General features: G+C 66.4%; 21 protein-coding genes and 1 tRNA gene. 13 read left to right on the top strand and 9 right to left on the bottom strand.

Annotated elements, in window-relative coordinates; all coding sequences use genetic code 11:
- Positions 1 to 93 precede the first annotated feature (93 nt).
- Both CH249_RS24620 and CH249_RS24615 read left to right on the top strand, forming a co-directional pair.
- Positions 94 to 3,411, top strand: a complete 3,318-nt coding sequence (locus tag CH249_RS24620; RefSeq protein ID WP_094682960.1) for an ATP-dependent DNA helicase — start codon at positions 94 to 96, stop codon at positions 3,409 to 3,411.
- On the top strand, positions 3,408 to 6,821 hold the full coding sequence (locus tag CH249_RS24615; RefSeq protein ID WP_094682895.1) for an ATP-dependent helicase: 3,414 nt from the start codon (positions 3,408 to 3,410) through the stop codon (positions 6,819 to 6,821). Before CH249_RS24620 ends, CH249_RS24615 begins: the two co-directional genes overlap by 4 nt.
- Here CH249_RS24615 and CH249_RS24610 read toward each other — a convergent pair.
- On the bottom strand, positions 6,784 to 7,170 hold the full coding sequence (locus CH249_RS24610; RefSeq protein ID WP_094682961.1) for a hypothetical protein: 387 nt from the start codon (positions 7,168 to 7,170) through the stop codon (positions 6,784 to 6,786). The genes CH249_RS24615 and CH249_RS24610 overlap by 38 nt on opposite strands.
- Positions 7,171 to 7,275: 105 nt before the next feature.
- On the opposite strand from CH249_RS24610, the gene CH249_RS24605 reads away from it, so the two are divergent.
- The gene (locus tag CH249_RS24605; RefSeq protein ID WP_032398311.1) at positions 7,276 to 8,343 is read left to right on the top strand and encodes a TrkA family potassium uptake protein; all 1,068 of its coding nucleotides are present in this window, start codon (positions 7,276 to 7,278) and stop codon (positions 8,341 to 8,343) included.
- A 24-nt stretch (positions 8,344 to 8,367) separates the two neighbouring features.
- Positions 8,368 to 9,270 carry an NAD(+) diphosphatase gene (nudC, locus tag CH249_RS24600; protein ID WP_032398312.1) on the top strand — a complete coding sequence of 301 codons (903 nt, stop codon included), beginning with the start codon at positions 8,368 to 8,370 and terminating at the stop codon, positions 9,268 to 9,270.
- Positions 9,271 to 9,277: 7 nt separating this feature from the next.
- On the opposite strand, the gene CH249_RS24595 is transcribed toward nudC, so the two are convergent.
- The gene (locus tag CH249_RS24595) at positions 9,278 to 9,547 is read right to left on the bottom strand and encodes a mycoredoxin (RefSeq protein WP_032398313.1); all 270 of its coding nucleotides are present in this window, start codon (positions 9,545 to 9,547) and stop codon (positions 9,278 to 9,280) included.
- A 116-nt stretch (positions 9,548 to 9,663) separates the two neighbouring features.
- On the opposite strand from CH249_RS24595, the gene CH249_RS24590 reads away from it, so the two are divergent.
- The 3 genes from CH249_RS24590 (at position 9,664) to CH249_RS24585 (ending at position 12,702) form a co-directional block, all read left to right on the top strand.
- The gene (locus CH249_RS24590; protein WP_373453537.1) at positions 9,664 to 11,778 is read left to right on the top strand and encodes an ATP-dependent DNA helicase UvrD2; all 2,115 of its coding nucleotides are present in this window, start codon (positions 9,664 to 9,666) and stop codon (positions 11,776 to 11,778) included.
- A 143-nt stretch (positions 11,779 to 11,921) separates the two neighbouring features.
- Positions 11,922 to 12,227, top strand: a complete 306-nt coding sequence (locus tag CH249_RS27665) for a hypothetical protein (RefSeq protein ID WP_032397689.1) — start codon at positions 11,922 to 11,924, stop codon at positions 12,225 to 12,227.
- Between the two features lie 154 nt (positions 12,228 to 12,381).
- The gene (locus tag CH249_RS24585; RefSeq protein WP_037189857.1) at positions 12,382 to 12,702 is read left to right on the top strand and encodes a WhiB family transcriptional regulator; all 321 of its coding nucleotides are present in this window, start codon (positions 12,382 to 12,384) and stop codon (positions 12,700 to 12,702) included.
- A gap of 34 nt (positions 12,703 to 12,736) precedes the next feature.
- Here the strand turns inward: CH249_RS24585 and CH249_RS24580 are convergent, their stop codons facing one another.
- The 3 genes from CH249_RS24580 to CH249_RS24570 form a co-directional block, all read right to left on the bottom strand.
- A complete protein-coding gene (locus CH249_RS24580) occupies positions 12,737 to 14,047 on the bottom strand; it encodes an AarF/ABC1/UbiB kinase family protein (protein WP_032398314.1) in 1,311 nt (436 codons plus the stop codon).
- 92 nt (positions 14,048 to 14,139) lie between these two features.
- Positions 14,140 to 15,033 (bottom strand): hypothetical protein, encoded by an 894-nt coding sequence (locus CH249_RS24575; RefSeq protein WP_094682959.1) that lies wholly within the window; start codon positions 15,031 to 15,033, stop codon positions 14,140 to 14,142.
- 123 nt (positions 15,034 to 15,156) lie between these two features.
- Positions 15,157 to 16,554 carry a zinc-dependent metalloprotease gene (locus CH249_RS24570; RefSeq protein WP_032397691.1) on the bottom strand — a complete coding sequence of 466 codons (1,398 nt, stop codon included), beginning with the start codon at positions 16,552 to 16,554 and terminating at the stop codon, positions 15,157 to 15,159.
- Between the two features lie 146 nt (positions 16,555 to 16,700).
- Between CH249_RS24570 and CH249_RS24565 the strand changes: the two genes are divergently transcribed.
- Positions 16,701 to 17,726, top strand: coding sequence for a PDZ domain-containing protein (locus tag CH249_RS24565; protein WP_094682893.1), 1,026 nt, complete (start codon positions 16,701 to 16,703; stop codon positions 17,724 to 17,726).
- Between the two features lie 13 nt (positions 17,727 to 17,739).
- On the opposite strand, the gene CH249_RS24560 is transcribed toward CH249_RS24565, so the two are convergent.
- The gene (locus CH249_RS24560) at positions 17,740 to 18,318 is read right to left on the bottom strand and encodes a PPA1309 family protein (protein WP_094648193.1); all 579 of its coding nucleotides are present in this window, start codon (positions 18,316 to 18,318) and stop codon (positions 17,740 to 17,742) included.
- Positions 18,319 to 18,595: 277 nt separating this feature from the next.
- On the opposite strand from CH249_RS24560, the gene CH249_RS24555 reads away from it, so the two are divergent.
- The gene (locus CH249_RS24555) at positions 18,596 to 21,556 is read left to right on the top strand and encodes a UPF0182 family protein (RefSeq protein ID WP_176459168.1); all 2,961 of its coding nucleotides are present in this window, start codon (positions 18,596 to 18,598) and stop codon (positions 21,554 to 21,556) included.
- A 152-nt stretch (positions 21,557 to 21,708) separates the two neighbouring features.
- On the opposite strand, the gene CH249_RS24550 is transcribed toward CH249_RS24555, so the two are convergent.
- On the bottom strand, positions 21,709 to 22,272 hold the full coding sequence (locus CH249_RS24550) for a transglycosylase family protein (RefSeq protein ID WP_032397693.1): 564 nt from the start codon (positions 22,270 to 22,272) through the stop codon (positions 21,709 to 21,711).
- A 502-nt stretch (positions 22,273 to 22,774) separates the two neighbouring features.
- Here CH249_RS24550 and CH249_RS24545 point away from each other — a divergent pair.
- Together CH249_RS24545 and CH249_RS24540 are read left to right on the top strand one after the other, a co-directional pair.
- Positions 22,775 to 22,851, top strand: a tRNA-Met gene (locus CH249_RS24545).
- Positions 22,852 to 22,961: 110 nt separating this feature from the next.
- Positions 22,962 to 23,474 (top strand): putative immunity protein, encoded by a 513-nt coding sequence (locus CH249_RS24540; protein ID WP_094682892.1) that lies wholly within the window; start codon positions 22,962 to 22,964, stop codon positions 23,472 to 23,474.
- 177 nt (positions 23,475 to 23,651) lie between these two features.
- Here the strand turns inward: CH249_RS24540 and CH249_RS24535 are convergent, their stop codons facing one another.
- Positions 23,652 to 23,849, bottom strand: a complete 198-nt coding sequence (locus tag CH249_RS24535) for a hypothetical protein (RefSeq protein ID WP_256988451.1) — start codon at positions 23,847 to 23,849, stop codon at positions 23,652 to 23,654.
- A 51-nt stretch (positions 23,850 to 23,900) separates the two neighbouring features.
- Between CH249_RS24535 and CH249_RS28250 the strand changes: the two genes are divergently transcribed.
- Both CH249_RS28250 and CH249_RS28245 read left to right on the top strand, forming a co-directional pair.
- Positions 23,901 to 24,095: a GNAT family N-acetyltransferase gene (locus tag CH249_RS28250; protein ID WP_218828409.1), complete on the top strand. Its 195-nt coding sequence runs from the start codon at positions 23,901 to 23,903 to the stop codon at positions 24,093 to 24,095.
- Positions 24,092 to 24,445: a GNAT family N-acetyltransferase gene (locus CH249_RS28245; protein WP_218828410.1), complete on the top strand. Its 354-nt coding sequence runs from the start codon at positions 24,092 to 24,094 to the stop codon at positions 24,443 to 24,445. Before CH249_RS28250 ends, CH249_RS28245 begins: the two co-directional genes overlap by 4 nt.
- Here CH249_RS28245 and CH249_RS24525 read toward each other — a convergent pair.
- A complete protein-coding gene (locus CH249_RS24525; protein ID WP_094656971.1) occupies positions 24,418 to 25,713 on the bottom strand; it encodes an RNA polymerase sigma factor in 1,296 nt (431 codons plus the stop codon). The two genes, CH249_RS28245 and CH249_RS24525, sit on opposite strands and share 28 nt — an antisense overlap.
- Positions 25,714 to 25,716 lie beyond the last annotated feature (3 nt).

Genomic DNA, 25,716 nt, shown 5'->3' with positions numbered 1-25,716 from the left:
ACTATGCCGTATGCGCGGTCGCGTCTCCGGTTCGACGGGTGTCGACGACTGCCGTGGCCCGGTCTGTCGGTGGCTCGTGATTGCATCTGTGTCATGAGCTCGGACGGCAGACACGGCGCGACGGTCACTCTCGTCCGTGCACCCAAGGTGGCTCGCCCGGCACGGGAGTGGACCGGCTCGGCAGCTCGGCTGCTGTCGTCGACTCCCGACGCGGCAGCAGCGGCCGCGTCGGGTGCGCCGCGATGGAATCCATGGCAGATCCTGGGTGGTCCCGGCACGGGTAAGACTTCGCTCGTCGCCGATTACGCGGTCTCGCGCATCGTCACCGGTGATCCGGAGTCGGTTCTGGTACTCACCCAGTCCAAACGGGCGGCAACCGCGGTGCGCGAGGTCATCACCTCGGGTCTGTTCAGCGGCGATCACGCACTGCGGGCGACGCGTGAACCGTTGGTGCGCACGGTGCACTCCTACGCCTTCGCGGTGCTGCGGCTGCAGGCCTCGCTGTACGGCAATCCGCCACCGCGATTGCTGACCGGTGCCGAGCAGGACGCCGTGGTGCGCGAGATGCTGCGCGGCGATCTGGAGGACGGGGCGCTCGACTGGCCGGAGCGGCTGCGTCCGGCCCTCGGCACCGCGGGATTCGTCACTGCGGTGCGAGACATGATGCTCAGGTCCGCCGAACGCGGCATCGGACCGGAAGACCTGATCAAACTCGGCCGCAAGCACGGCAAGCCCGAGTGGGTCGCCGTCGGGAGGTTCGCTGCCCGATACGAGCAGGCCATGTTGCTGCGCGGTGCTGTGGGAGTGGAGGCGGCGGGAGCCACGGCTCCTGGTCTGGACGCCGCCGAGCTGATCGGTGCCGCGCTCATGGCGTTCGCCACCGATCCCGAACTGTTGCGCAGCGAACGCGCGCGTATTCGGCACCTCGTCGTCGACGACGCGCAGCACCTCGATCCGCAAGCGGCGCAGCTGGTTCGGTTGATCGGCACCGACATCGAATCGACAGTCGTCGCCGGGGATCCCGATCAATCCGTGTTCACTTTCCGTGGTGCCGATCCCGCTTTCGTGGCCGATCTGGTCGAGGCGGGCTCGCCGCGCCGCGTTGTGCTCACACGCAACTACCGCTCCGTGCCCGAGGTCGCCGAGCTGACCGACATCGTGGCGAGAAGATTGCCGGGCCTCGGTCGCCACCGCTGCCCCGAACCGGTGGGCAGGGCCCGATTCGGAGCGCCGGCAGCGCGGGTGCACGTCGTGTCCTCGCCTGCGAAGGAGGCGGCGATCATCGCCGACGCAATGCGTCGGGCCCACCTGATCGACGGCATGCCCTGGTCGGAGATGGCGATCGTGGTGCGGTCGGTACCGCGCACCCTCGCACCGTTGCGTAGGGCGCTGCACGGGGCAGGGGTTCCGATGATCACCCCGACCTCGGAGCTACCGTTGCACCGCCAGCACGGGGCCGTGGGTCTCCTGCTGGTACTGCGGGCGATCTCCGACCCGAGCTTCGACGGTGAAGATGCACTCGCGTTGCTCTCCGGGCCGATCGGCGGAGCCGACCCGGTGGGTCTGCGGCGACTTCGCCGGGGCGTGCGCAGGCTCGAGCTCGCATCGGGCGGCGAGCGCGACTCGGCGGAGCTGCTCAGAGTCGTACTCACCGACGACGCTCGGGGGAGTGCCGGGTGGACGCACGGACTGTCGGACGTCGAGTCCGCCCCGTTGCGCAGAGCCCTCGGTGTCATCCGGAAGGCGCGGGCTCTCGCCCGCACGGGCCGCGGGGTCGAGGACGTGTTGTGGGCGGCGTGGCAGGCTTCGGGACTCGAGCGGCGGTGGGCCGCGGCGTCCGCCTGGGGTGGCTCGGCCGGTGCTCAGGCCGACCGCGACCTGGATGCGGTGGTGGCGTTGTTCGACGCGGCGGCGGCATACGTGGACAGGTTGCCCCGGGCGCAGATCGGTGGATTTCTCGATTACATTGCGCAGCAGGAGATCCCCACTCTCAACTCACACCGCGCCACGGTTCGGGCCGACGCGGTGACGCTGCTGAGCGCGCATTCTGCCGCGGGTCGGGAATGGGAGCTCGTCGCGGTTGCCGGGGTGCAGGAAGGGCTGTGGCCGGGTCTGCGGTCACGCGGCAGTCTCCTGGGCACCGACACCCTGGTCGACCTCGCGTCCGGCAAGGTCGACGCGGCCGCGGCGCTCGACGGGCGACTGTCGAAGTCGGCACCGTTGCTGGCCGAGGAGCGCACCCTGTTTCTGGTGGCGTGCAGTCGCGCTCGATCGACCTTGCTCGTCACCGCCGTCGATTCCAGTACCGGAGATGCCGATCTGGTCCGGTCGCGATTCGTGGACGAACTCCGCGGCGTCGACGCGGGAGGTGAGTCGGATCTCGTACCCGAGCTCCCCGGGCCCGAGACCGCACACCGAGTGTTGGCGCTGCCGATGCTGGTGGCCGAACTGCGGAGTGTGGTGTGCGATCCGGTTGTCGCCGAGCAGGATCCGGACAAGCGAGCTCGAGCGGCCCGGCATCTGGCCACTCTCGCCCACGCCGGTGTCCGAGGTGCCCATCCCGACGAGTGGTTCGGGGTGGCAGGGCCCAGTACCGACGCGCCGTTGTGGCAGCTCGGCGACGGTCCGGTGCCGCTGTCGCCGTCCACGGTGGAACAACTCACCACCTGTCCGCTGCGGTGGATGCTCGAACGTCACGGCGGCAACGACGGCACCAACACCCATGCGGTCACCGGCACGCTCGTGCACACTCTCGTCCAGGCAGTGGCCGGTCGGATACCACCGGAGCAACTCCGTCGTGCCCTCGAAACAGCTTGGGATGCAGTCGATCTCGGATCGCAGTGGTACTCGCGGCACGAGCTCGACCGAACCGGGGCGATGCTCGAGACCTTCGAGACCTGGCTGCAGGGCAGTCGAGGCGAGCTCACCGAGGCCGGAGTCGAAGTGCGCGTCGACGGCATACTCGACGCTCGGTCGGAGGACGAACCGGCGGTGGCGTTGCGTGGCCGCATCGACCGACTCGAGCACGACCCGGACGGCCGGCCGGTGATCATCGACGTCAAGACGGCCAAGACCGTGATGTCCAAGGAGGATGCCCAGGGCCACCATCAGCTGGCCACCTACCAGGTCGCCGCAGCAGCCGGTGCGATCGAGGGCGAGCCTGCGGGCGAGCCCGGCGGAGCGCGGCTGGTGTTCGTGGCCAAGCCTCACAACAAGGACGGGGCGACGCAGCGCGTCCAGGACGTGCCGACACCGGAGAAGCTCGAGGAGTGGCGAGACACCGTGCACCAGGCCGCATCGGCGACGCAGGGACCGACGTTCGAGGCGCGTGTCAACGACGGGTGCAGGCACTGCCCGGTCAAGTCCAGTTGTCCGGCACACGAGACGGGTAGGCAGGTGACCGAGCAATGACGACATCGACGAAGACACGGACCGGTTCGGTACTGGTGTCGCCGGTCGAGCTCGCCCGGGCGCTCGGGCAGAAGCATCCACCGACCGACGAACAGGCCGCCGTGATCGCCGCCCCGCCCGGCCCGACGCTCGTCGTCGCGGGAGCAGGTGCGGGCAAGACCGAGACCATGGCGGCCCGTGTGGTGTGGATGGTGGCCAACGGTTTCGTCGACCCCGACCAGGTTCTGGGTCTGACCTTCACTCGAAAAGCCGCACAGCAGTTGACCTCTCGGATCAGAGCTCGGCTGGCTCGGCTGGCCGGATCCGATCTGGTGCGTGCACTCGATCCGAGTCTGGCGCTGCGCGAGCGAATCCTCGGTGCCGAGCCGGAAGTGAGCACTTACCACTCCTATGCAGGCCGCCTGCTCACCGAGCACGGCTTGCTGTTGCCGATCGAACCGTCCGCGACACTGCTCTCGGAAACCGAACTGTGGCAGCTGGCCCACCGTGTCGTCAGTACCTGGGACGGCGACCTGGACACCGACCGCAACCCCACGTCGGTGACCGAGGCCGTACTCGCGCTTTCCGGTCAATTGGCCGAGCATCTGATCGATCCCGAGGATCTGCGCCACGCGCACGTGGAACTGGAGAAACTGGTGCACACTCTCGGGCCGGGGCCACGACAACGCGGCGGGCCCACCAAGGAGTTGCTGAACATTCTCGACGCGCAGCATCAACGAATCGGGTTGCTGCCGTTGGTGGAACGGCTTGCGCAGACTCTGCGTCGCGAGGGCGCACTGGATTTCGGCTCGCAGATGTCGATGGCGGCGCGGGTCGCCGCCGAGCATGCCGAGGTGGGAATCGCCGAGAGGCAACGGTTCCGGCTCGTGTTGCTCGACGAGTACCAGGACACCGGACACGCTCAGCGTGTGCTGCTGTCGTCCCTGTTCGGTTCCGGCAGCGACCCGCAGTTGGCCCTGACCGCCGTCGGCGACCCGATGCAGTCGATCTACGGGTGGCGCGGCGCATCGGCAGCGAATCTGCCGCGGTTCGCCACCGATTTTCCGAATGCCGACGGAAGCCCCGCACCTCGGCTCGAGCTGCTCACCAGCTGGCGAAATCCGCCCGAGGCATTGACGCTGGCCAACCTGATCACCGACCCACTGCGTCGCGTCGGCGTGCCGGTGCCGACTTTGCGGGCTCGCCCCGGTGCGGTTCCCGGTGATGTTCGCCTGGCCGTCACCGACACCGTGCTGGACGAACGAGAGTGGATCGCGGACCGGATCGCGGGGGAGTACCGCTCCGCTCTCGAGCAGGATCGCATGCCGCCCACCGCCGCGGTTCTGGTGCGCCGCAACGCCGACGCCGAGCCGATCGCGGAGGTGCTGCGCAGCCGCGGACTACCGGTGGAGGTCGTCGGGCTCGGTGGATTGCTGCACGTTCCCGAGGTGGCCGACATCATCGCGATGCTGCGACTGGTGGCCGACCCCACTGCCGGTAGCTCGGCGATGCGCATCCTCACCGGCTCTCGGTGGCAGATCGGGCCGACGGATCTGCGGGCACTCTCCCAGCGCGCCCGAGAGCTCGAGATCCGCGGCGGCTACGGCACCAGCGGACGCGTCGACGACCCACAGGCGCTCGAGGCGGCACTCGGTAGCGCTCTGCCCGGCGAGCAGTCGGAGCAGGCCGGTCTGGCCGACGCGATAGCCGATCCCGGTCCGGCCGAGCGGTACTCGGAGGTGGGGCATCGCCGGATCGTCGCCCTGGCAGGCGAGCTCCACCTGCTACGCGACCGAATCGGTCAACCTCTGACGGAGTTGGTCGGCGACATCGAGCGGATCATGGGTATCGGTGTCGAGGCTCAGGCTCGCACGCCGTTCGGCACCGACGGCGCGGTCGGTCGTGAACATCTCGACGAATTCGCCCATGTGGTGGCCGATTACGCCGACAATCCGACCGCCACGGTCACCGGATTCCTGTCGTTCCTCGCCGCCGCGGAGACGGTCGAGGACGGCCTCGCCCCCGGTGAGGTCGAGGTCGCTCCCCATCGCGTGCAGGTGCTCACCGTTCATTCCGCGAAAGGCCTCGAATGGGAGGTGGTGGCGGTCCCGCACGTGGCCAAGGGTGTGTTCCCCTCCTCGAACGCCTCCTCGACCTGGCTCGGGGCGATGGCCGAGCTGCCGCCGTCTCTGCGCGGTGACCGCGCGCTCGACGGCGAAGGCTCGGAAGGGGTTCCGGTCCTCGAACTCGACGGGCTCCACAATCGCAAGGACCTGGAGGACGCAGTCAAGAGTCACAAGGATGCGTTGGCGAGGCGTCGGCTCGCCGAGGATCGCCGACTGTTCTACGTGGCACTCACCCGAACCGAACGGGTGCTGCTGGTATCCGCGCATCACTGGGACGAGAGCGCCACGAAGCCGCGTGGGCCGTCGGAATTTCTCGACGAGTTGCACACGCACGTCGAGGAGTTCGCCGACATCGCGGTGATCGAGCAGTGGGCCTCGGCCCCGGAGGACGGGGCGTCGAACCCACTCGGGGCCGTGCCGCACACCGCGTCCTGGCCGCGCGATCCACTCGGTCCACGACGAGGAGCGATCGAGAGCGGCGTGCACGAAGTGCTGCGCGCGTTGGCAGACATCTCGGCCACACCGAGCGAAGACGACGGCACCGATGGTCGAATTCGGGAGGACCCCGAGAACTGGGCCGCGGACGTCGACACTCTGCTGGCCGAGCGGGCCGCGAGATCGGTCGCAGGAGTCGACGTGGCTCTGCCCGGCAACCTGTCGGTGACACAGCTGGTGGACCTCGCGGCCGACCCCGACGCGTTGGCGTCGCGCCTACGCAGGCCGCTGCCGTTCCCGCCGAACCCGTTGGCCCGCAGAGGAACCGCGTTCCACGCCTGGATCGAGCGGCGCTTCGGTGCGACCCGACTGCTCGACCTGGACGAACTGCCGGGGTCGGCCGACACCGGAGCCTCGGCCGACGTGGACCTGGAAACCCTCCAGCAGGCGTTTCTCGACTCGGAGTGGTCGCTCCGCAGTCCCGTCGAAGTGGAGGTGCCGTTCGAGACGTCCGTGGCGGGAACGGTGCTGCGAGGACGTATCGACGCCGTGTTCGCAGACCCCGACGGCGGGTGGACCGTCGTCGACTGGAAAACCGGTGCCGAGCCGACGGCGTCGGAGCAGCGGGCGGTGGCGATGCAGCTCGCGGCCTACCGGCTGGCGTGGGCCGAGCTGATGTCGATCGGGCGCAGCGAACCGGTACCGCTCGATCGAGTGCGCGCGGCGTTCCACTACGTGCGCAGTGGTCACACCATTTCGCCCGAAAACCTTCCGGACGCAACAGAATTGGCCCAACTCCTGGAAGGCCCGGCCGGGCCCGAGCAACCGGGGGTCACGGTGCGTTCCGACGAGCCTTCAGAGCCTCGGTGACCAGTGGAATCTGCATCGGCAGTCGGGCGATCATCGCTGCTTTGAGAGCCGGCGAGGTCTTCGGGCTCTGCACGTACTTCCATGCCAGGTTGATGTTGGCGGGGAAGACCACGACGAACAGCGCGGCCGCGAGTGCACCGCCCAGTCGACGGGTCCGCGGTGCGGCAAGCGTTGCGGCCACGGCGAGTTCGGCAACGCCGGAGACCTGCGTGTAGGTCCGCGCCGAGCCGGGCAGGGCCGTCGGTACCTGGGCATCGAAGAACTTCGGGGTGGCGAAGTGCAGAACTCCGGCTCCGGCGAGCAGTCCGGCGAGGCGCAGTGCGGCCGCCTGACTCGATCTGTGTGTCATGCCCATACCGTGCCACACCCGGCGTCGTCGGCACAGAAGCCTGGCATGGGGTTACGCTGCGTGCCGTGAATGATCTCGACTTCGGTGAGTACCTCGGCGGACGACGTGGCAGGTAGGTTGCGAGCGCGGCTGAGTGACAGTGGCGCGCTGACCGACAAGCCCGACTTCGCGCTCGTCGGAGTGCTGCGGGTTCCGGAACTGGAGTCGAGTCCGTGGCGCGCTATCTACAAGCGGGTGCTGATGGCGCTCGGAATCCTGTTCCTCGCGGCGTTCGTCGTCTATCTCGATCGAGACGGCTACAGCGACAACCAGAACGGCGAACTGTCGTTTCTCGACGCGTTCTACTATGCGACGGTGTCGTTGTCGACGACGGGATACGGTGACATCGCACCGATGAGTCCGTCGGCGCGCCTGGTCAACATCCTGGTCATCACACCCCTTCGGGTCCTGTTCCTCATTCTGTTGGTCGGTACAACGCTGTCGGTTCTCACCGAGCGGTCCCGGCAGGCATTCAAAATTCAGCGATGGAGACGCAGCGTGCGCAATCACACCGTGGTCATCGGTTTCGGCACCAAGGGCCGTACCGCAGTCGACGCGATGCTCGGAGACGGTGTTTCGGCGTCCGACATCGTCGTCGTCGACACCGATCAGACGGTACTCGACGCCGCATCGGCCCTGGGCTTGGTCACCGTGCACGGGTCGGCGACCAAGTCCGACGTGCTCCGGCTCACCGGAGCCCAGCATGCGGCGGCCATCATCGTGGCGACCAACCGGGACGACACCGCGGTGCTGGTGACTCTGACCGCACGCGAGATCGCTCCGAAAGCAAAGATCGTCGCGGCCATCAGGGAAGCGGAGAACACGCACCTGCTGCGTCAGTCCGGTGCCGATTCGGTCGTCGTGTCGTCGGAGACCGCGGGACGTCTGCTCGGCATCGCCACGTCGACCCCGTCCGTGGTGGAGATGATCGAAGATCTGTTGACCCCGGAGGCGGGCTTCGCCATCGCCGAACGCGAAGTCGAGCGTGACGAGGTGGGCGGTTCTCCGCGGCACCTCACCGACATCGTCCTCGGAGTGGTGCGGGGCGGCAAACTGTTCCGAGTCGGCACCCCGGAAGTCGATGCGGTCGAGGCATCCGATCGATTGCTGTACATCCGTCGCGTGGGCGACTAGTCCCGGCCAAGTAGGGTCGTGCGCGTGCCGAAATTCCACCTCGCTCACCCACCTCGACTGTCCCGATCGCCACTGAACAGGGCAGAGGAACTGCGCCGAGACACCGCAACATTGACAGCGGGTTGGCCGACAGCTCGAATCCTGAACGTGGACGGCAGAGGCCGATTCCCGGTGGACGAGCACGGCCTGGTGCTCGGCTCCGCCGCGGACGTCGCCGCCGAGCCGACGGCCGATGCGGTCTTTCTCGGAATTCACGGCGATCGACACCTGTGGGCCAGGCGGGTCGAGGTGGTTGCAGGCACCCTCGGCGACCTGCGCACCGACGGTGATCGCCTCGACAGCGACGCGTTGTCGATGGTGACCGGAGCCCTGGCGATCCTCAACTGGCATGCGAGCGCACAGTTCAGTTCACTCGACGGTGCGCCGTCCGTCCCGTCGAGCGCGGGGTGGTCGAGGACGAGCACGTCCACCGGTCACGAGGAGTTCCCTCGTACCGATCCGGCGGTGATCTGTCTGGTTCACGACGGTGGCGATCGAGTGCTGCTGGCCCGAGCCCCTGCGTGGCCCGAGCGTCGATTCTCGGTGCTGGCGGGTTTCGTCGAGGCCGGTGAGTCGCTGGAAACCTGTGTGACTCGGGAGATCAGGGAAGAAGTGGGCCTCGACGTCTCCGACATCGAATATCTGGGCAGTCAGCCCTGGCCGTTTCCGCGCTCGGTGATGATCGGATTCTCCGCCGTCGCCGACCCGCAGCAACCGTTGCACTTTCAGGACGGCGAGATCGCCGAGGCCCACTGGTTCGACCGAGCAGAGGTGGTCGCGGCGCTCGAACTGGGTGACTGGGGATCGGATTCGACGTCACGGTTGCTGCTCCCAGGTTCGATCTCCATCGCGCGCGGAATGCTCGAGGCATGGGCGGCGTCGGCCTGACGGTCGGTCAGAGCGACAGCGCGCGCTTGACCTCGGCCAGAGTGGGGTTCGTGGCCGTCGACCCATCGGCGAACAGCACGGTCGGCACCACATGGTTGCCGTTGTTCACGCTGCCGACGAAGTCGGCCGACTCCGGGTTCTGCTCGATGTCGATCTCGGCGTACTCGATTCCGGCCTGGTCGAGCTGGGTCTTGAGCCTGCGGCAGTAACCGCACCACGTCGTGGAGTAGACGGTCAGCGCGGCCGGGGTCTGTGGGGTGTTCTCGGTAGTGGTCACGCCAACAGTCAACAGGAGCGCCGACGCGATTGTTCCGGCCGACACCCGCATCGGCCGTCGGACACCCGGATCGGCCCCGGGTGGAGCTGTCGGTAGGCACTGACACAATGGACCTCATGGCTGACGACGCGATGACCGCCGGACTCGATCCGGAGCAATCCGCGGCAGTGTTGGCTCCTCGCGGCCCGGTCTGCGTCCTGGCGGGTGCGGGCACGGGAAAGACTCGCACGATCACCCGACGCATCGCGCACCTCGTCTCGGCGGGGCACGTGTCCTCGGGGCAGGTGCTCGCAGTGACGTTCACTGCGCGCGCGGCCGGCGAGATGCGCGGCCGCTTGCGCGAGCTCGGTGTCGGGGGAGGCGGCCCTCCGGTGCAGGCTCGGACGTTCCACGCCGCGGCCATGCGTCAGCTCAAGTATTTCTGGCCGCAGGTGGTCGGCGACACCGGATGGCAGCTTCTGGATCGCAAGTTCACCGTCGTCTCGCAGGCGGCCAACCGCGCCGGGGTGTCCACGTCGACCGACGCCATCCGGGATCTCGCGGGAGAGATCGAATGGGCCAAGGGATCGTTGATCGCACCCGAGGACTATCCGCGCATCGCGGCGAGCAATCGCCGTGACGTTCCGATGGACGCGACCAAGGTCGCCGCCGTGTACGCCGGCTACGAGGAACTCAAGTCACGCGGCGGCGACGGGATGTTGCTCGACTTCGACGACCTTCTGCTACACACGGCCGCCGCGCTCGAAGAACATTCGTCGGTGGCCGACGAGTTCCGCGAGCGCTACCGCTGCTTCGTGGTCGACGAGTACCAGGACGTGACGCCGTTGCAGCAGCGGGTGCTCGATGCCTGGGTGGGTGAGCGTGACGATCTCACCGTCGTCGGTGACGCGAACCAGACCATCTATTCCTTCACCGGTGCATCTCCGCGGTATCTCCTCGACTTCTCACGGAAGTATCCCGAGGCCACCGTGGTTCGGCTCGAGCGCGACTACCGTTCGACGCCCGAGGTGGTGTCGCTGGCGAACCGCGTCATCGGAGCCGCCCGCGGTCGCATCGCAGGCACCCGACTGCAGTTGATCGGTCAGCGCGAGCCGGGTCCGGAACCGGAGTTCTTCGAGTACGACGACGAGCCGGCGGAAGCGGACGGCGTGGCGCGAGCGATCAAGAGGTTGATCTCGAAGGGCGTGGAACCGGCCGAGATCGCGATCCTCTACCGCATCAACGCTCAGTCCGAGGCACACGAGCAGGCGTTGACCGAGCTGAAGATCCCCTACCAGGTGCGCGGCGGTGAAGGGTTCTTCACCCGACCCGAGGTGCGGCAGGGTGTCAACGCGTTGCGGCAGGCAGGCGGTCGCGACGATCTGCCCGACGGCGCGCAGGCGGGCGAGGGGCTACCGGCTCTGGTGCGAGCGGTGTTGGCTCCGCTCGGCCTGACTGCCACCGAGCCGACGGGTGCGCAGGCCCGCGAGAAGTGGGCATCGTTGGGTGGTCTGGTGCAGCTCACCGAGGAGCTGCTGGTGCACGAGCCCGACCTGACGCTCGACAAACTGCTGGGCGAGCTCGCAGCACGCGCCGAGGCTCGGCATCCACCGACGGTGCAGGGCGTCACGCTCGCCTCGCTGCACGCGGCGAAGGGACTCGAGTGGGACGCGGTGTTCATCGTCGGTCTCGCCGACGGCACTCTGCCGATCTCGCACGCGATCGGCAACGACCCCAGCGCCAACAACGAGGCAGCCGTCGAGGAGGAGCGCAGGCTGCTCTACGTCGGTGTCACGCGCGCCCGTGTCCACTTGCATCTGTCCTGGGCACTCGCCCGCAACGAGGGCGGACGCAAATCACGGCGACGGTCGAGGTTTCTCAACGGTCTGATTCCCGAGGACGCACCCGCGTCGCGTATCGCCGCGCCTGCTGCCAAGAAGTCCGGTCCCAAGTGCCGGTTGTGCGGCAAGCCGTTGATCGGCACGTCCGCGACCATGCTCGGTCGGTGCGACAGTTGTCCGTCGAACGTCGACATCGCCCTGCTCGATGCGCTGAAGTCGTGGCGATTGGACAAGTCCCGCGAACTGAAGGTGCCCGCGTACGTGGTCTTCAGCGACAACACGCTGACGGCCATCGCGGAGCAGCAACCGCAGGACGAGCGTGGGCTGGTGGCGATTCCAGGAATCGGGGCCAAGAAACTGGAGCGGTTCGGCGAAGAGGTCCTCACCGTCGTGCGGGCCTCGGACGCGTGACGCAGAGGGTGAGAATTTCCGCGAAACCGCAGGTAGAAAATAACTTGTGCAGATATCGGCGGGGGGCTTAGTCTGTTTCACGTGCCGCGGGAGATCGCGCACTGTCCCATCCGCCGACGAGACCAGAACAGGAGCTGAAGAAAATGATCAACACATTGCACGCCGCCGTTGCCCACGCAACCGTCGCGTTCAGCCCTGTCCTCGGCACGGCACCCTTCGGAGTTGCCCCCCTCGGCACTCATGCCGCCGCCGCAGGCTCTGTTGCGCAGACGTGGATTCGTTCCTCCGCTTTCGGCCCCATCGACGAGTCCGCATACGCGGCCTCGGGTTCGAATTCCGCCCAGGTCGCCCTGGCACCAGGAGCGAAAGCCGTTGCTCAGGCAGCCCGACGTCACCGCGCACCACGTGCGTCCGTGCTCGACAGCAGACACCGACTTCACTGTCGGTAGACGCTTCGACAAGCCCCACCAGGCCACGGACCCGCACTCGCGGACCGTGGCCTTTCTCGTTCAGGTAGTTCCTCTATCCGAGCGTGAGGCCGACAGGGTTCGCATCACCCCTCGAACCGATAACGACGCCGCACGAAAAGTAGAGGAGACCGACGTGTCAACCGCCACGATCCGGACGACATGCCGACCAGAGTCCGAGAGTGCCTACGCTGCACAGTATTCGACCGAATCGGTCGAGCTGGCACTGTCGGTGCCCTGCCGAGCGGCGAACCCCGACATGTGGTTCGCCGACACCCCTGCCGAACTCGAGCAGGCGAAGGCGCTGTGCGCCGAGTGCCCCATCCGGCGTACCTGCCTGAGCGCGGCCCTCGACCGAGCCGAGCCGTGGGGCGTATGGGGAGGTGAGATACTCGAGCAGGGTGTCGTCATCGCCCGCAAGCGTCCCCGAGGACGGCCGCGGAAGAACGCAGCATGATGTCCGAGACCGGTGCCCGGTTTCGCCGAACGAATCAGTCGGCGAAGCCGGGCAGCCACTCGGTGAGAATGGCCATGTACGGCGCGTAGGCGTCCAGTTGCGCGCAGATACCGACCAGCCCACCGAGCACTCGGAAGATCATCACGTACTCGGCAGGCATGTTCAACGCGCGAACGGTGCGGAACTGCGCACTGTTGAAATCCGCGGCGGTGCCAGCAGCCTTCTGCAACCAGGCCCTGGTGAAGTGGAACGATTCGGTGTGAATCGGATCGGTGAACGGACGTAGATAGTCCTCGATCTCCTTCTGCGTCACCGTTCGGCCCGGCACCACGAAGCCGCTCTCGGTGAACAACACCACGAGTTCGTCGAACTTCTCGTCACGCGCGAGCGAGACCATTCTGCCGAGAACCGGAGGGAGGCCGTCGGGCATCGGAGCGCAGGCACCGAAATCGATGACGCCCATGCGTCCGTCCTCGAGCATCATGAAATTGCCCGGATGGGGATCGGCGTGCAACAACTTCGCCCGCGCCGGAGAGACGAATGCGAACAGTGCGAGCAGTTCGCCCGCCCGATTGCGTTCCTCGGCCGTTCCGTTCGCGATCACATCGGCCAGCGGCCGACCCGTCATCCATTCGCTGACAACCACTTTGGGTGCACTGGCGACGATCTTGGGAATGGCGAACTGTGGATCGCCCGCAAATTCCTTGCTGAAGGCACGTTGATTCGCCGCCTCGATGCGGTAGTCGAGCTCGTCCTCGGTGCGAGCGGTCAATTCCTCGAGCACCGGCTTGACGTCCGTGCCCGCGAGCACCGTGCTGAACAGGTTTGCGAACCTGTTCAGCGTCTTGAGGTCGGAGCGCAATGCGTCGTCCGCGCCGGGGTACTGGATCTTCACCGCGACATCGCGTCCATCCGACCACGTAGCTCGGTGCACCTGTCCGATGCTGGCCGAGGCGATCGCAGTGTCGTCGAAATCGAGAAAACGTGACCGCCACGCAGTTCCGAGTTGTTGGTCCAACACCCGATGCACGGTCTTCGCGGGCATGGGCGGTCCCTGCGCCTGCAGCTTGGTCAGCGCCTCGCGGTACGGCTCCGAGAACTCCTCCGGAACGGCCGCTTCCATCACCGAGAGCATCTGCCCGAGCTTCATGGCACCGCCCTTGAGTTCCCCGAGGACGGAGAAGAGCTGTTCTGCTGCTTTGGCGGCCATGTCCGCGTCGATTTCGTCGCGATTGCCGCCGGCGAGCTTCTTGCCGAACCCGACGGCAGCACGACCGGCCATTCCGAGGGGAATGCTGGCCAGTTTTGCAGTACGAGTCGATCCACGGCGCGGTATGTCAGACACAGCTCCATCATGGCTGAACCTTCCGACAATTGCTCGGACCGCCCCGCACCGACCGCTGTCGGTCGAGGTGAACTCGCTTTCGGTGCGTTTCGTCAGTGCCAGCAATCGCAGTGCGGATGCTTGGACCACAGCCGTTTGTGCACGGTGGTTCCGGCTGCCGCGAAGTCCAGCTCCATGGTGCAGTCGGCGGTCTCGGGGAGCGCGGCGTCGGAACGGCCGATGAGGTTCTCCAACTGAGCGAACGCGAACGCTGCCGTGGCCAACACCGTCGCGCTGCTGGCTTGGCCGACCGTGCCGAGCAGTTGAGCGGACAGATGTGGCCACTCGGGCTCGAAGTCGCAGCGCGTCAGATCGGCACACCGCAGGCAACTGGTCCGACCGGGCACCACGAAAGGACCGACTATCCCCTTGCCGTCTCGTAGCCGCACCTGCAGATGTGGGGTGCGCAGGCGCACCAGATCGGTCACCAATCGCGGTTCGGCAACCAGATCGTCGGCCAACACCACGACGTCGTAGTTCCAGGACTTCACCACCGAGTGCGGGTAGCGCGTCGGAGTCAGACTCGTCCGGCTCACCGTCACTCCGGTACGACTCAGACCGGAGGCCAACGCGTCGGAGATCGGGCCTCGCCCCACCAGGTGGACGGTCTTCACCGCCCCCGATCCGGCCTGCGAGGCACCCGGTGAGGCGTCCGACACCACCGGTTCGCTCGTGCCGTGCACCAGCAACCCGGAATCCTCCAGTTCGCCGAGCATCGCCGATGTCCGATTGGCGGACATTCCCAATGTCATTGCGTGACAGACGATGTGCGGTCTGGAGTGGCCTGCGGCGAGGAGTCGGAGAATGTCGAGTATCGAGCCCGGCTCGGTGCCGGGAGGTGGAGTGACGACGACGCTGGTCTCGGGATTCCAACCCAACTGAACTGTGCCGTCTCGCCGCGGCAGAATTGCCACCGCAGGATCGAGTCGAACTGTCGGTGTGATCATGAAACACACTCTGGCAGCCCAGACCGCGAAGAACGCCCACTCGGAGCGCGTTATCCACAGGGTGGAAGGGCCTCCGAGCAGGCGTTCGACGAGCTGGATCGAAGCGGTGCGACACCGCCCGGGTCAGGTTGTGGATGAACCTCTGTCGGGACCGTCGTCGGTGCCCTTGTCGTCGTTCTCCGCAGCGCGCTCGGCGCGCTCTTCGGCCTCCTTGGCCTCCATTGCTTCGAGCTGGGCGATCGGGTCGTCGAAGTTCGATGTTCCACCGCCGACCACTCGGTCGATGAACGCCGCGGGATTGTCGAGATCCGACGAGTCGGGCAGCAGATCGGGGTGTGCCCACACGCCGTCACGCCCCTCGATGTCGGCGGCGGCGAGGAGCTGACGCCACAGATCGGCTGCTTCGCGGACCTTGCGGGGGCGCAGTTCGAGGCCGACCAGCGTCGCGAAGGTCTGTTCGGCCGGGCCCCCCGACGCCCGGCGGCGACGGATGGTTTCGCCGAGCGCGACGGCACCGGGCAGACGGTCGCCGAGAGCGGCCGCCACCACCGTTTCGACCCATCCTTCGACCAGGGCGAGCAGTGTCTCCAGACGCTCGAGTGCGTGCTTCTGCTCCGGCGTCGTCTGGGGCTCGAAGGCACCCTGCTGCAGGATCGCCTCGATCTTCGACGGATCGGTCAGCGCGGACGGGTCGAGTCCTGCGGCGGCCTCCTCGATGGCCGAGAAGTCCATCCTGATGCCGCGGGCGTACTCCTCGACGGTGGCCAGAACCCGCTGCCGCAACCACGGGACGTGGCTGTAGAGCCGCTGATGGGCGGCTTCACGAGCGGCGAGGAACACCAACACCTCACGGTCGGGCTGCTCGAGCCCCTCACTGAACGACGCGATGGCCGACGGCAACAACGCCGCCGTCCCCGACGGTCCGAGGGGCAGGCCGATGTCGGTGGACGTCAGCACCTCTTTGGACAGCTGGCCGAGAGCTTGGCCGAGCTGCGAGCCGAACGCCATCCCGCCCATCTGCGTCAGCATGCCCATCATCGGCCCGGCCATCTGCTGGGCCTCGGCGGGCAGTCCGGATGTCCACATCCCCGAAATCTGCTCGGCGACGGGGTCGCACAGGCGCTTCCAGGTGTCGATCGTGTTGTCGAGCCAGTCGACCGGTGTCCAGGCAACGGTCTTCGTGGCACCGGCAGGCAGCGTCGTCGCCCCGTCCAGCCACAGCTCGGCGAGGTGCGCGGCGTCGGTAACGGCCTCCCGTTCGCCCGCCGACACCGGGCTGAAATCGCCCATCTGCTGGCGTGCCAGCTGCTTGGCCAGGTCGTAGTTCACCGGCCCCGAACCGGTTCCGCCCGCAGCTCCCATTCCGCTGAGCATCTGGCCGAACTGGGTGAGCATCTGGCCCAGCTGTGCGGGGTCGAAGCCCTCCGCACCGAACCCGAAGCCGGCAGGGTTGCCGGAGCCGTCCGGATCCTTCTTCTTGTCCGGGTCGTCGTCGGGGGCACCGAAACCAAAATTGCTCATGACTCAACGGTACAAGCCCGGAGAACGGAGAGAGTGGTGGATCGTCACGCTGACGGCGAACAGTCGGACCCGTGCGAAGCCGGCACCGACGCACTCGGTAGGGGCGGTCTGCACCGTGCACTTCGTTCGGATCTAGTGTCTACGGAGTGAACCGAAGGATCGCCACTCTCGTCGCTGCGCTGGTGCCCGTGGTGGTGCTGGGCGTCACCGGCTCGGTCGTCACCGTTCCCTTCGCCGCACTCGGCCCCGGACCGACGTACAACACTCTCGGCGACGTCGACGGGGTGCCCGTGGTGCAGATCGACGGAACCGAGGTCGACCCGACGGCGGGTCACTTGAACATGACGACCGTGGCCGTGCGTGATCAGCTCAATCTGTTCGAGGCTCTCGGCTTCTGGGCGAGCGGACGCCAAGGCCTGGTCCCGCGTGAAGAGGTCTATCCGCCGGACATGACGAAAGAAGAAGTGCAGGAAGGCAATCAGGCGGATTTCGAGCAGTCCGAATCCAGCGCCGAACTGGCTGCTCTGCACCATCTCGATCTCCCCGTGTCACTGGCGGTGGCCAGTGTGGCCGAGGACGGCCCCGCTGCAGGCGTGCTGAATGTGGGGGACACGCTGGTGTCGGTCGGCGGCACGCCCGTCGCGACTGCATCGGCCGTTCGTGAGGCCGTCAGTTCCAGAGCGCCGGGCGATTCTCTCGACATCGAGTACGTGCGAGACGGGTCGACGCAGACCAGCGCAGTGGTGCTCGGTGCTCGGCCCGACGATGCAGCCCTCGGATACCTCGGAGTCACGCCCGAGGAGCAGCCGGACGTGCCGTTCGACGTGAAGTTCAACCTCGCCGACGTCGGCGGTCCGTCGGCCGGACTGATGTTCAGCCTCGCCGTGGTCGACAAGCTCAGTCCCGGTGAGCTGAGCAACGGTGAGTTCGTCGCGGGCACCGGAACGATCGACGCCGACGGTACCGTCGGGCCGATCGGCGGCATTCCCTACAAGCTGATCGCGGCTCGCGAAGCGGGTGCCACCACATTTCTGGTGCCGGACGCCAACTGTGGTGAAGCCCAACAGAACGTTCCCGACGGACTGCGTCTGGTGCGCGTCGAATCGTTGGACAGTGCTGTCGACGCTCTGCAGGCGATCGGCTCCGGCGGCGACGCGCCGTCCTGCAGCTGACCGGGCCCTGCCGCTAGTCGTCGTCGACGACGTCGAACGTTGCGTAGAGGCCGTGCACGACGTTGGGGGCCAGATCCTCGGCGATGCGAAGGTCGATGGGCGCGAAGGGATCGGCGTCCTCGTCCGGGTGCAACTGCAGCAACGTCAGGGACGGGCCGTCCTTGAGCACCGCGACGATCAACCGAGCATCCCGTTTCTCGGGATGGTTCTCGGCGGCCGAGCGTGCGGCTTCGTCGGCTGCATCGGGATCTGCGAGCAACGGCATCAAGGCATCGTCGAGGGTCGATTCGGCAGTCGGTGGAAGCACGACAATCTCCTGAACCAGGGCACATCCGACCACACCCTCGGGCCACGTGGAGGTGGCGAGGAACTCGTCCAGGGCGGGGGAGCCGCCGGTGATGTCCTCGGGCAGCGAGTGCTGCTGGATCGGCGTCAGTGCGGCACCGTCGGCGAGATCGTCGAGCAGGCCGGGCTCGGCCGCGGCGAGCGCTGCGGTCGGCACCAACGCGAACATCTGCGGGGCCTGGTGCCATCCGCCCGCGTCGACGAAATCCGCCACCTCGCGGGCACATCGAGCCAGAGCCTCCGCCACGTCCTGCCCACCCGACTCCGGGTCGAACTCGCTTCCGAAATCGTCTCTGCCGGGCAGTCCGTTGCTGTCGTTGCTCACCGCACTATCCTCGCATTCCGATGGTTCTGTTCGACGCGACGCTCCTGACCTGGGTTCGGCAGTGGCCGCAGTACGGTTGTCGCAGCCGTAGGATCAACGTACGTACAGTAGGGCGAAACGGACATGCGGTGCACACTGAGTGCATCGCCGAAGTCATCTGCGGTGCCGATCGGCGCCGCCCGAAGTTGGAGTGTGGCACGTGGGCATGAGGCCCCCCACCGGTATGCCGTCCTTGTCGCGGCGAAGCCGGATCTTGCTCGTATTGGCCTTGGTGGCAGCAGGTTTGCTACTCATCGGTCCCCGTCTGATCGACGTGTACACAAATTGGCTGTGGTTCGGCGAAGTCGACTTCCGTGGCGTGTACACCACCACTCTGCTGACGCGGTTGGTGATCTTCCTCGTCGTTTCCCTGGTCGTCGGACTCATCGTCTTCGCGGCACTGCTGTTGGCGTACCGCAATCGGCCGGTGTTCGTTCCGGTCGCCGGTCCCAACGATCCGATCGCGCGGTACCGCACCACGGTGATGAGCCGTCTGCGCCTGTTCGGCATCGGAATTCCGGTGGTGTTCGGTTTCCTCTCCGGCATGATCGCCCAGACCAACTGGGTGACGGTCCAGCTGTTCCTGCACGGCGGGGACTTCGGGATGACCGATCCACAGTTCAATCTCGACGTCGGGTTCTACTCGTTCGATCTGCCGTTCTACCGATTCATCCTCAACTGGCTCTTCGTCGCCGTCCTGGTCGCGTTCTTCGCGAACTTGGTGACGCAGTACGTATTCGGCGGAATCCGGCTCGCCGGACGTGAGGGAGCCCTCACTCGCGCAGCGCGGATCCAGCTCGCTGTCCTGGCGGGCAGCTTCGTTCTGCTCAAGGCCGTGGCGTACTGGTTCGACCGCTACACCCTGCTGTCGAGCAGTCGGAAAGAACCGACGTTCACCGGTGCCAGCTTCACCGACATCAATGCGGTGTTGCCGGCCAAACTGATCCTGCTCGCGATCGCCGTGATCTGTGCCATCGCGTTCTTCGCAGCGATCTTCCTGCGTGATCTTCGAATTCCGGCGTTGGCCACTGCGCTGCTGGTGCTCTCGTCGATCCTGATCGGTGCCGTCTGGCCGATGGTGATGGAGCAGTTCTCGGTGCGCCCGAACGCGGCGGACAAGGAGAGCACGTACATCGAGCGGAACATCGCGGCCACCAGAGCCGCGTACGGACTGACCGACGACGTGGTCACCTATCGGAACTACTCCGGTGAGGCGGCGTTGAGCCCCGGCGAGGTGGCGTCGGAGTCGGCCACGATGTCCAACATCCGTCTGCTCGACCCGAACATCCTCGCGCCCACGTTCACCCAGCAGCGTCAGATCCGTAACTTCTACGGATTCCCCGACACTCTGGCCGTCGACCGGTATCCCGATGCCGACGGCAACCTGCGGGACTACGTCGTTGCTGCTCGTGAGATCTCACCGCAGACCCTCGACGCGAACCAGCGAGACTGGATCAACCGCCACACCGTGTTCACGCACGGCAACGGTTTCGTCGCAGCGCCGGCCAACTCCGTCGACGAGGCCGTCGCCGACGAATCCAGCGGCGGGCGCGGCGGTTACCCGAACTACCAGGTCAACTGGATCGAGAACGACTCCGAGGGCACCATCCGAAAGGACGGGCCCGGCGACCTGGACCAGCCGCGCATCTACTTCGGCCCGGTCATCGCGAACTCCGACGCGGACTACTCGATCGTCGGTTCCACCGGCGAGCCTCGCGAGTACGACACCGACAGCAAGAGCTACACCTACACCGGTGCAGCAGGTGTCGACGTCGGCAACTTCTTCAACCGGCTCGTCTTCGCCAGCAAGTACGCCGAGCGCAACATCCTGTTCTCCAGCGTGATCGGCGACGAGTCGAAGATTCTGTTCAACCGTGACCCCCGTGACCGCGTTCAGAAGGTCGCACCGTGGTTGACCACCGACGGATCGACCTACCCGGCGATCGTCGAGGGCAAGCTCGTCTGGATCATCGACGGGTACACCACGCTGGACAACTTCCCGTACGCCCAGCGGATGTCGCTCGAGGACGCCACGGCCGACAGCATCGAGTCGACGACGACACGTGCGCTGCCGAGCCGAGAGGTGTCGTACATCCGAAACTCGGTGAAGGCCACCGTCGATGCCTACGACGGCACCGTCAAGCTCTACGAGCAGGACGAGAACGATCCCGTGCTCAAGGCATGGGAAGGCGTGTTCCCGGGAACCGTCATCCCCAAGGACCAGGTGTCCGACGAGCTTCGTGATCACTTCCGTTACCCGGAAGATCTGTTCAAGGTTCAGCGTGAACTGCTGACCAAGTACCACGTCAACGATCCGCGAGAGTTCTTCACCAACAACGCGTTCTGGGAAGTTCCGACCGATCCGACCGCAGAGAACACCGCGGCCAAGCAGCCTCCGTACTACGTCGTCGCATCCGACATCTCCAACGAGGAGAATCAGGCGTCGTTCCAGCTGACCAGTGCGCTGGTCGGATATCGCCGAGAGGTGCTGGGCGCGTACGTCAGTGCGGATTCGGACCCGGAGAACTACGGCAAGATCACCGTGTTGCGATTGCCGACCGATACGTCGACGCAGGGTCCCAATCAGGTGCAGAACCAGATGACGACCACGACGGACGTATCCGAGAGTCTCGGCATCGTGCGCCGTGAGAACACCGTGGAGTTCGGCAACCTGCTGACACTTCCGGTCGGCAACGGTGGATTGATCTACGTGGAGCCGGTGTACGCCTCTCGAACCAACGAGGCGTCCGCTTATCCGCAGTTGATTCGAGTACTCGTCTCGTACGAGGGCCGCGTCGGGTATGCCGCGACACTGCCCGAGGCCATCGAGCAGGTGTTCGGAGCGGGTGCCGGACGCACGGTCACCGCACCCGGTGAGACCGACGGAAATACGCAGCCCGGCGCTGTTCCCGAAACCGCGCCGTCCGACGGTGGCACGCCTGCGGCAACTCCTGCCCCCGCCACCGGCGGTTCGGCAACGAGGGATGCTGCCGTTTCCGGTTTGAACGCTGCACTCTCCGCTGTGCGCTCTGCGCAGCAGAGCGGAAATCTGGCGGAACTCGGCACTGCGCTCGAGAACCTGCAGACCGCGGTCGACACGTACAACCGGGCCGGCAACTGATCGGGTCGGGTCAGGTCTGCTGACCCGAACCGGTCGATACGAGCGAAAGGGCCGCCTCACCGAATGGTGAGGCGGCCCTTCCGTCGTTCGTCACCTGCTCGCGCGTGAGATACGAGGCAACGTGAGAGGCAGTTCGACGAACTGTTGGGTGATCAGCGTCCGATGGGCGCGAGCACCGGGGCGTTCGCTGCAACGAGGTGCTGGAACTGAGTGCTCAGGCCGTACTGGTCGGCGAGCTTGGACGCCGCGTCGAACACGCCCTGTGCAGCCTGCGTGGCTGCTGCGGCCTCGGGGGCCACGACCGGTGCCGGTGCCGGTGCGGGAGCTGGCTGCGGAGCCGGTGCGGGAGCTGCCTCGGGCTCGGGAGTGGAGGCACCCTTGGTCAGCTGCTGACCGCACACGGGCCATGCGCCCGGTCCCTGACTCTGCAGGGTGTTCTCCGCGACGCGGATCTGCTCGGCCTTGGATGCGTTGGCCGGCGATCCGGTTCCGCCGTTGGCCGTCCAGGTGCTCTGCGAGAACTGCAGGCCACCGTAGTAGCCGTTTCCGGTGTTGATGCTCCAGTTGCCACCGCTCTCGCACTGTGCGACTGCGTCCCAGTTGTTCGAGGCTGCGTTGGCGGTTCCGGCTGAAACGCCGAGGGGGATCGCTACGGCGGCACCTGCGATGGCGACCAATCCGAGAGCGCGCTTGCCGAAATTGTTCTGTGTGGTCATGCGGGGTGAATCCTCTCCGCGCTCGACTGGCGCGACTGGCCTGCAATCACCTCGCCGGGATGTACGGCGTTCGTGACCAGGCACTTCGTATCGTCGCGGCTCTGCCCCCGTACGTATTGGGGACCACACCCGCGGGGCAGAGCGAAGGAAGCGGCGGGGTGGTGCAGGCCCAGCGGTTTAGGGCCGCCCGTGAAGGTAGTCGAGGATCTGCTCACCGTCACTGAGCAGGAATGGGACAGCAGATGTCCACATACTGGGACTCCAAGGGGTATTTCGCCAGCTCAGGCCCGGTCGTGGCGCTAATGTTTCTACTTCGTAACCCGACCGTTATGTGACTCGAAACACGCACGAAAAGAGACGCGGAGCACTATTTCGAGCCGCCTGAACCGTGATAAGCGCGAGCCACAACCTGCCGCGGTGCACTTCGTCGAGCGGGTGACAGCGCTCGGAAGTCACGTGATTTGCATTGGCCGTACGCACGGTAGTAACTTCGTAGTTGCAACGCGGGGTGGAGCAGCTCGGTAGCTCGCTGGGCTCATAACCCAGAGGTCGCAGGTTCAAATCCTGTCCCCGCTACCACTGACGAAGACCCAGGACCTATGTCCTGGGTCTTTTTCGTATTCTCGTATGTGCAGAAACGGCCCGTTCGGCCCGAGGGCGAACGCGATACCGTCGAAAGGACGACTCGTGTGATTCTTCCCGCCGTCCGAGACCCTCGCCTCATCACCGTGCAGCGCGGCGGACTTCTGTCCGAAGACGACCATCGGAGCCTCGCGCTCTGGGCGGCCGAGTGTGCGGAACACGTCCTCCACTTGTTCGAGACGGTCCGACCCGTCGACCCGCGACCACGCGAGGCGATCGAGGCCACCCGTGCGTGGGTGCGCGGCGAACTCGCGATGATGGCCACCCGCGCCCTCGGTGGCCACGCCATGGGAGCAGCACGGCCGCTCGTCGGTTGCTCTCGCTTCGCCGCGTACGCCGCGGGCCAGGCAGCCTGCGTGGCTCACGTACCCGAACACGACCTCGGAGCAGCCGCCTACGCCATCAAGGCAGCGCGGGCGGCTGCACCTGCAGGCCGAGAGACGAGTGCAGGCAGGAAAGAGCTCGAGTGGCAGCGTGACCGGCTTCCGAACAGCGTGCGCCGGCTGGTGTTGGAAGACCAGAAGAGAAGAAACAGCATCTGTTGGTCCGTGTTCGACTGATCCCGGCTACCGGTCGGTGTGTTCGAGCATTTCGGACAGTGCCGCGACGGTGGACATCCCGCGTCGGGTGCGTAGTCGCCGAGGCGAAACCTGGTGTGCGACAGATGATTCCGATCGACGTCCACCGACCGATCGTGTGTCGTCGTGGTCCGGCCGTGACGACTGGGTACCGTCGGTTCAGTCCGAAACCTGCTCGCGGGCATCGTCACTGGTGACCGTGTCGGAATCCTCGCCGTCCTCGGAGGCGTCGGCGGTGAGGTCGACCGTGTCCACGCCCTCGAGCGCCGTCAATTCCTGCTCCGCCTCCGCGATGAAGCCCTTCGCGTTCTCTTCGATCTTCTTGACCCACTCGGCCATGACGGTCACACCCTTCACTCGATTCCGTACCACCGGTCTACCAGATTTCCTCCCCGTAGGATCCGGCGTGTGCGAATACGAACCTCGCGTCTCGACCTCGACGAGCCGGCCGTCGCCGATCTCGATGAGTTGTACGCGATCTGCAGCGACCCGCAGTCGTGGACCCACTTTCCGAGCCTGCGGCACACCGATCCCGGCGTGACCGAACGAATGGTGCAGGGCTGGTCGGAGCAGTGGCGGCGGGATGGATTGTCCACCTCGTGATTCGTGAGCGCGGCAGCCACACGCTCAGTGGCTACGGCGGATATTCGAAGCGCCGCAACGCCTTCTGGAATCTCGGCTATCGCCTCCATCCCGACGCGCAGGGCAACGGGTATGCCGCGGAGATGTGTGAGATCGCAGTCGAGTGCGCGCACCGAACCGAGCCCGAACTGCCGATCGTGGCATACCTGCTCGAACACAATGTCGCGTCGGCGCGGGTGGCCGAACGCGCAGGCCTGGAGTTGATCACCCGCGGACCCGACGTCGGCAATCCGGATGTCGACGCAATTCGCGTGGTGTACGCGGACCGTGCGTTGACGGCAGATCAGGTGGGCGCGGTTCTGTCGGCCTGACCGCGGCAGGTGCTCACTTCCGTGAGCCGACGTCGGAGCAGGCGTTTCTCCGGTGCGGTTCGGGCGAAATCCAACGCACGGCGATACTGCACCGCCGCCTCCTCGAACCTGTCGAGTCGTTGCAGCAGATCGGCTCTCGCCATGGGATACGGATGATATCGGCGCAACGACGCCTCGTCGGCAAGCCGGTCGAGCTCGCGCAGACCGGGCTCGGGACCGTCGCGCATCGCCAGTGCGACAGCCCTGTTCATCGCGACGATCGCATTCGGTGTCCGTGTCATGAGCACGTCGTACAGCGCAACGATCTGGGGCCAGTCCGTGTTGTCGGTGTCGGGTGATTCTGCATGCAGCGCAGCGATGGCCGCCTGCACGGCGTACGGACCGCCCCGGCCGCCGCTGAGGGCCTCGACCACGAGTTCCGTCCCTTCGGCGATGATCTCGGCGTTCCAGAGTCCACGGTCCTGATCTGCCAACAGCACGATGTCACCATCCGAGTCGGTGCGAGCGTCGCGTCTGGCGTCGATGAGCAGCATCAACGCCAGCAGGCCTGCCACCTCGGGCTCGGTCGGCAGTGCGGTGTGGAGAAGTCGTCCCATACCGATGGCTTCGGAGACGAGATCGACTCGCCCGACACTCTCACCCGAGGTCGCCGAATAGCCCTCGGTGAAGATCGAATAGACCACCTCGAGCACCATCGGCACCCTGCCTGCCAGCTCGTCCGGGCCCGGGAGGCGAAACGGAATCCGTGCGGCCCGAATCTTGTTCTTGGCCCGCACAATTCGCTGCGCCGCCGTGGCCGGAGGGATGAGCAGCGCACGGGCCACCTCGCCGGTACCGAGACCGGCCAGGCATCGAAGCGTCAACGCGAGTCGGTCACCGGCCGCAAGCGCCGGGTGTGCACACGTGAAGAACAACTGCAGCCGGTCGTCGGGCAGAGCATCGTCGAGCGAATTCGGGCTGCTCGGTTCGCTGCGATCCGTATCCGCCTGCAACACTCCGACCTTGGCGGCCAGGCTCTGATCGCGGCGCAGCCGATCGACCGCCTTCCGGCGGGCAGTGGTGAGTAGCCACGCCCCCGGCCGTGACGGGACGCCATCGACCGGCCAGTGTTTCAGGGCCGACTCGATGGCGTCCGAGGTCACTTCCTCGGCGAGGTCGAGGTCGCGGTACCGCTGTACCAACGAGGCGAGCAGAATCGAGCGCTCGGCTCGGAAGACCGATTCGAGCGCTCGATGAACCCCCGACTCGTTCACCGAGGAATCCTGCATGGC

It is taken from the genome of Rhodococcus sp. 05-2255-3B1 (assembly GCF_002258545.1).
In the GTDB taxonomy this organism is placed as follows: domain Bacteria; phylum Actinomycetota; class Actinomycetes; order Mycobacteriales; family Mycobacteriaceae; genus Rhodococcoides.
The sequence above is the reverse complement of the archived record's forward strand: the minus strand, read 5'-3'. Positions and strand labels throughout refer to the sequence as shown.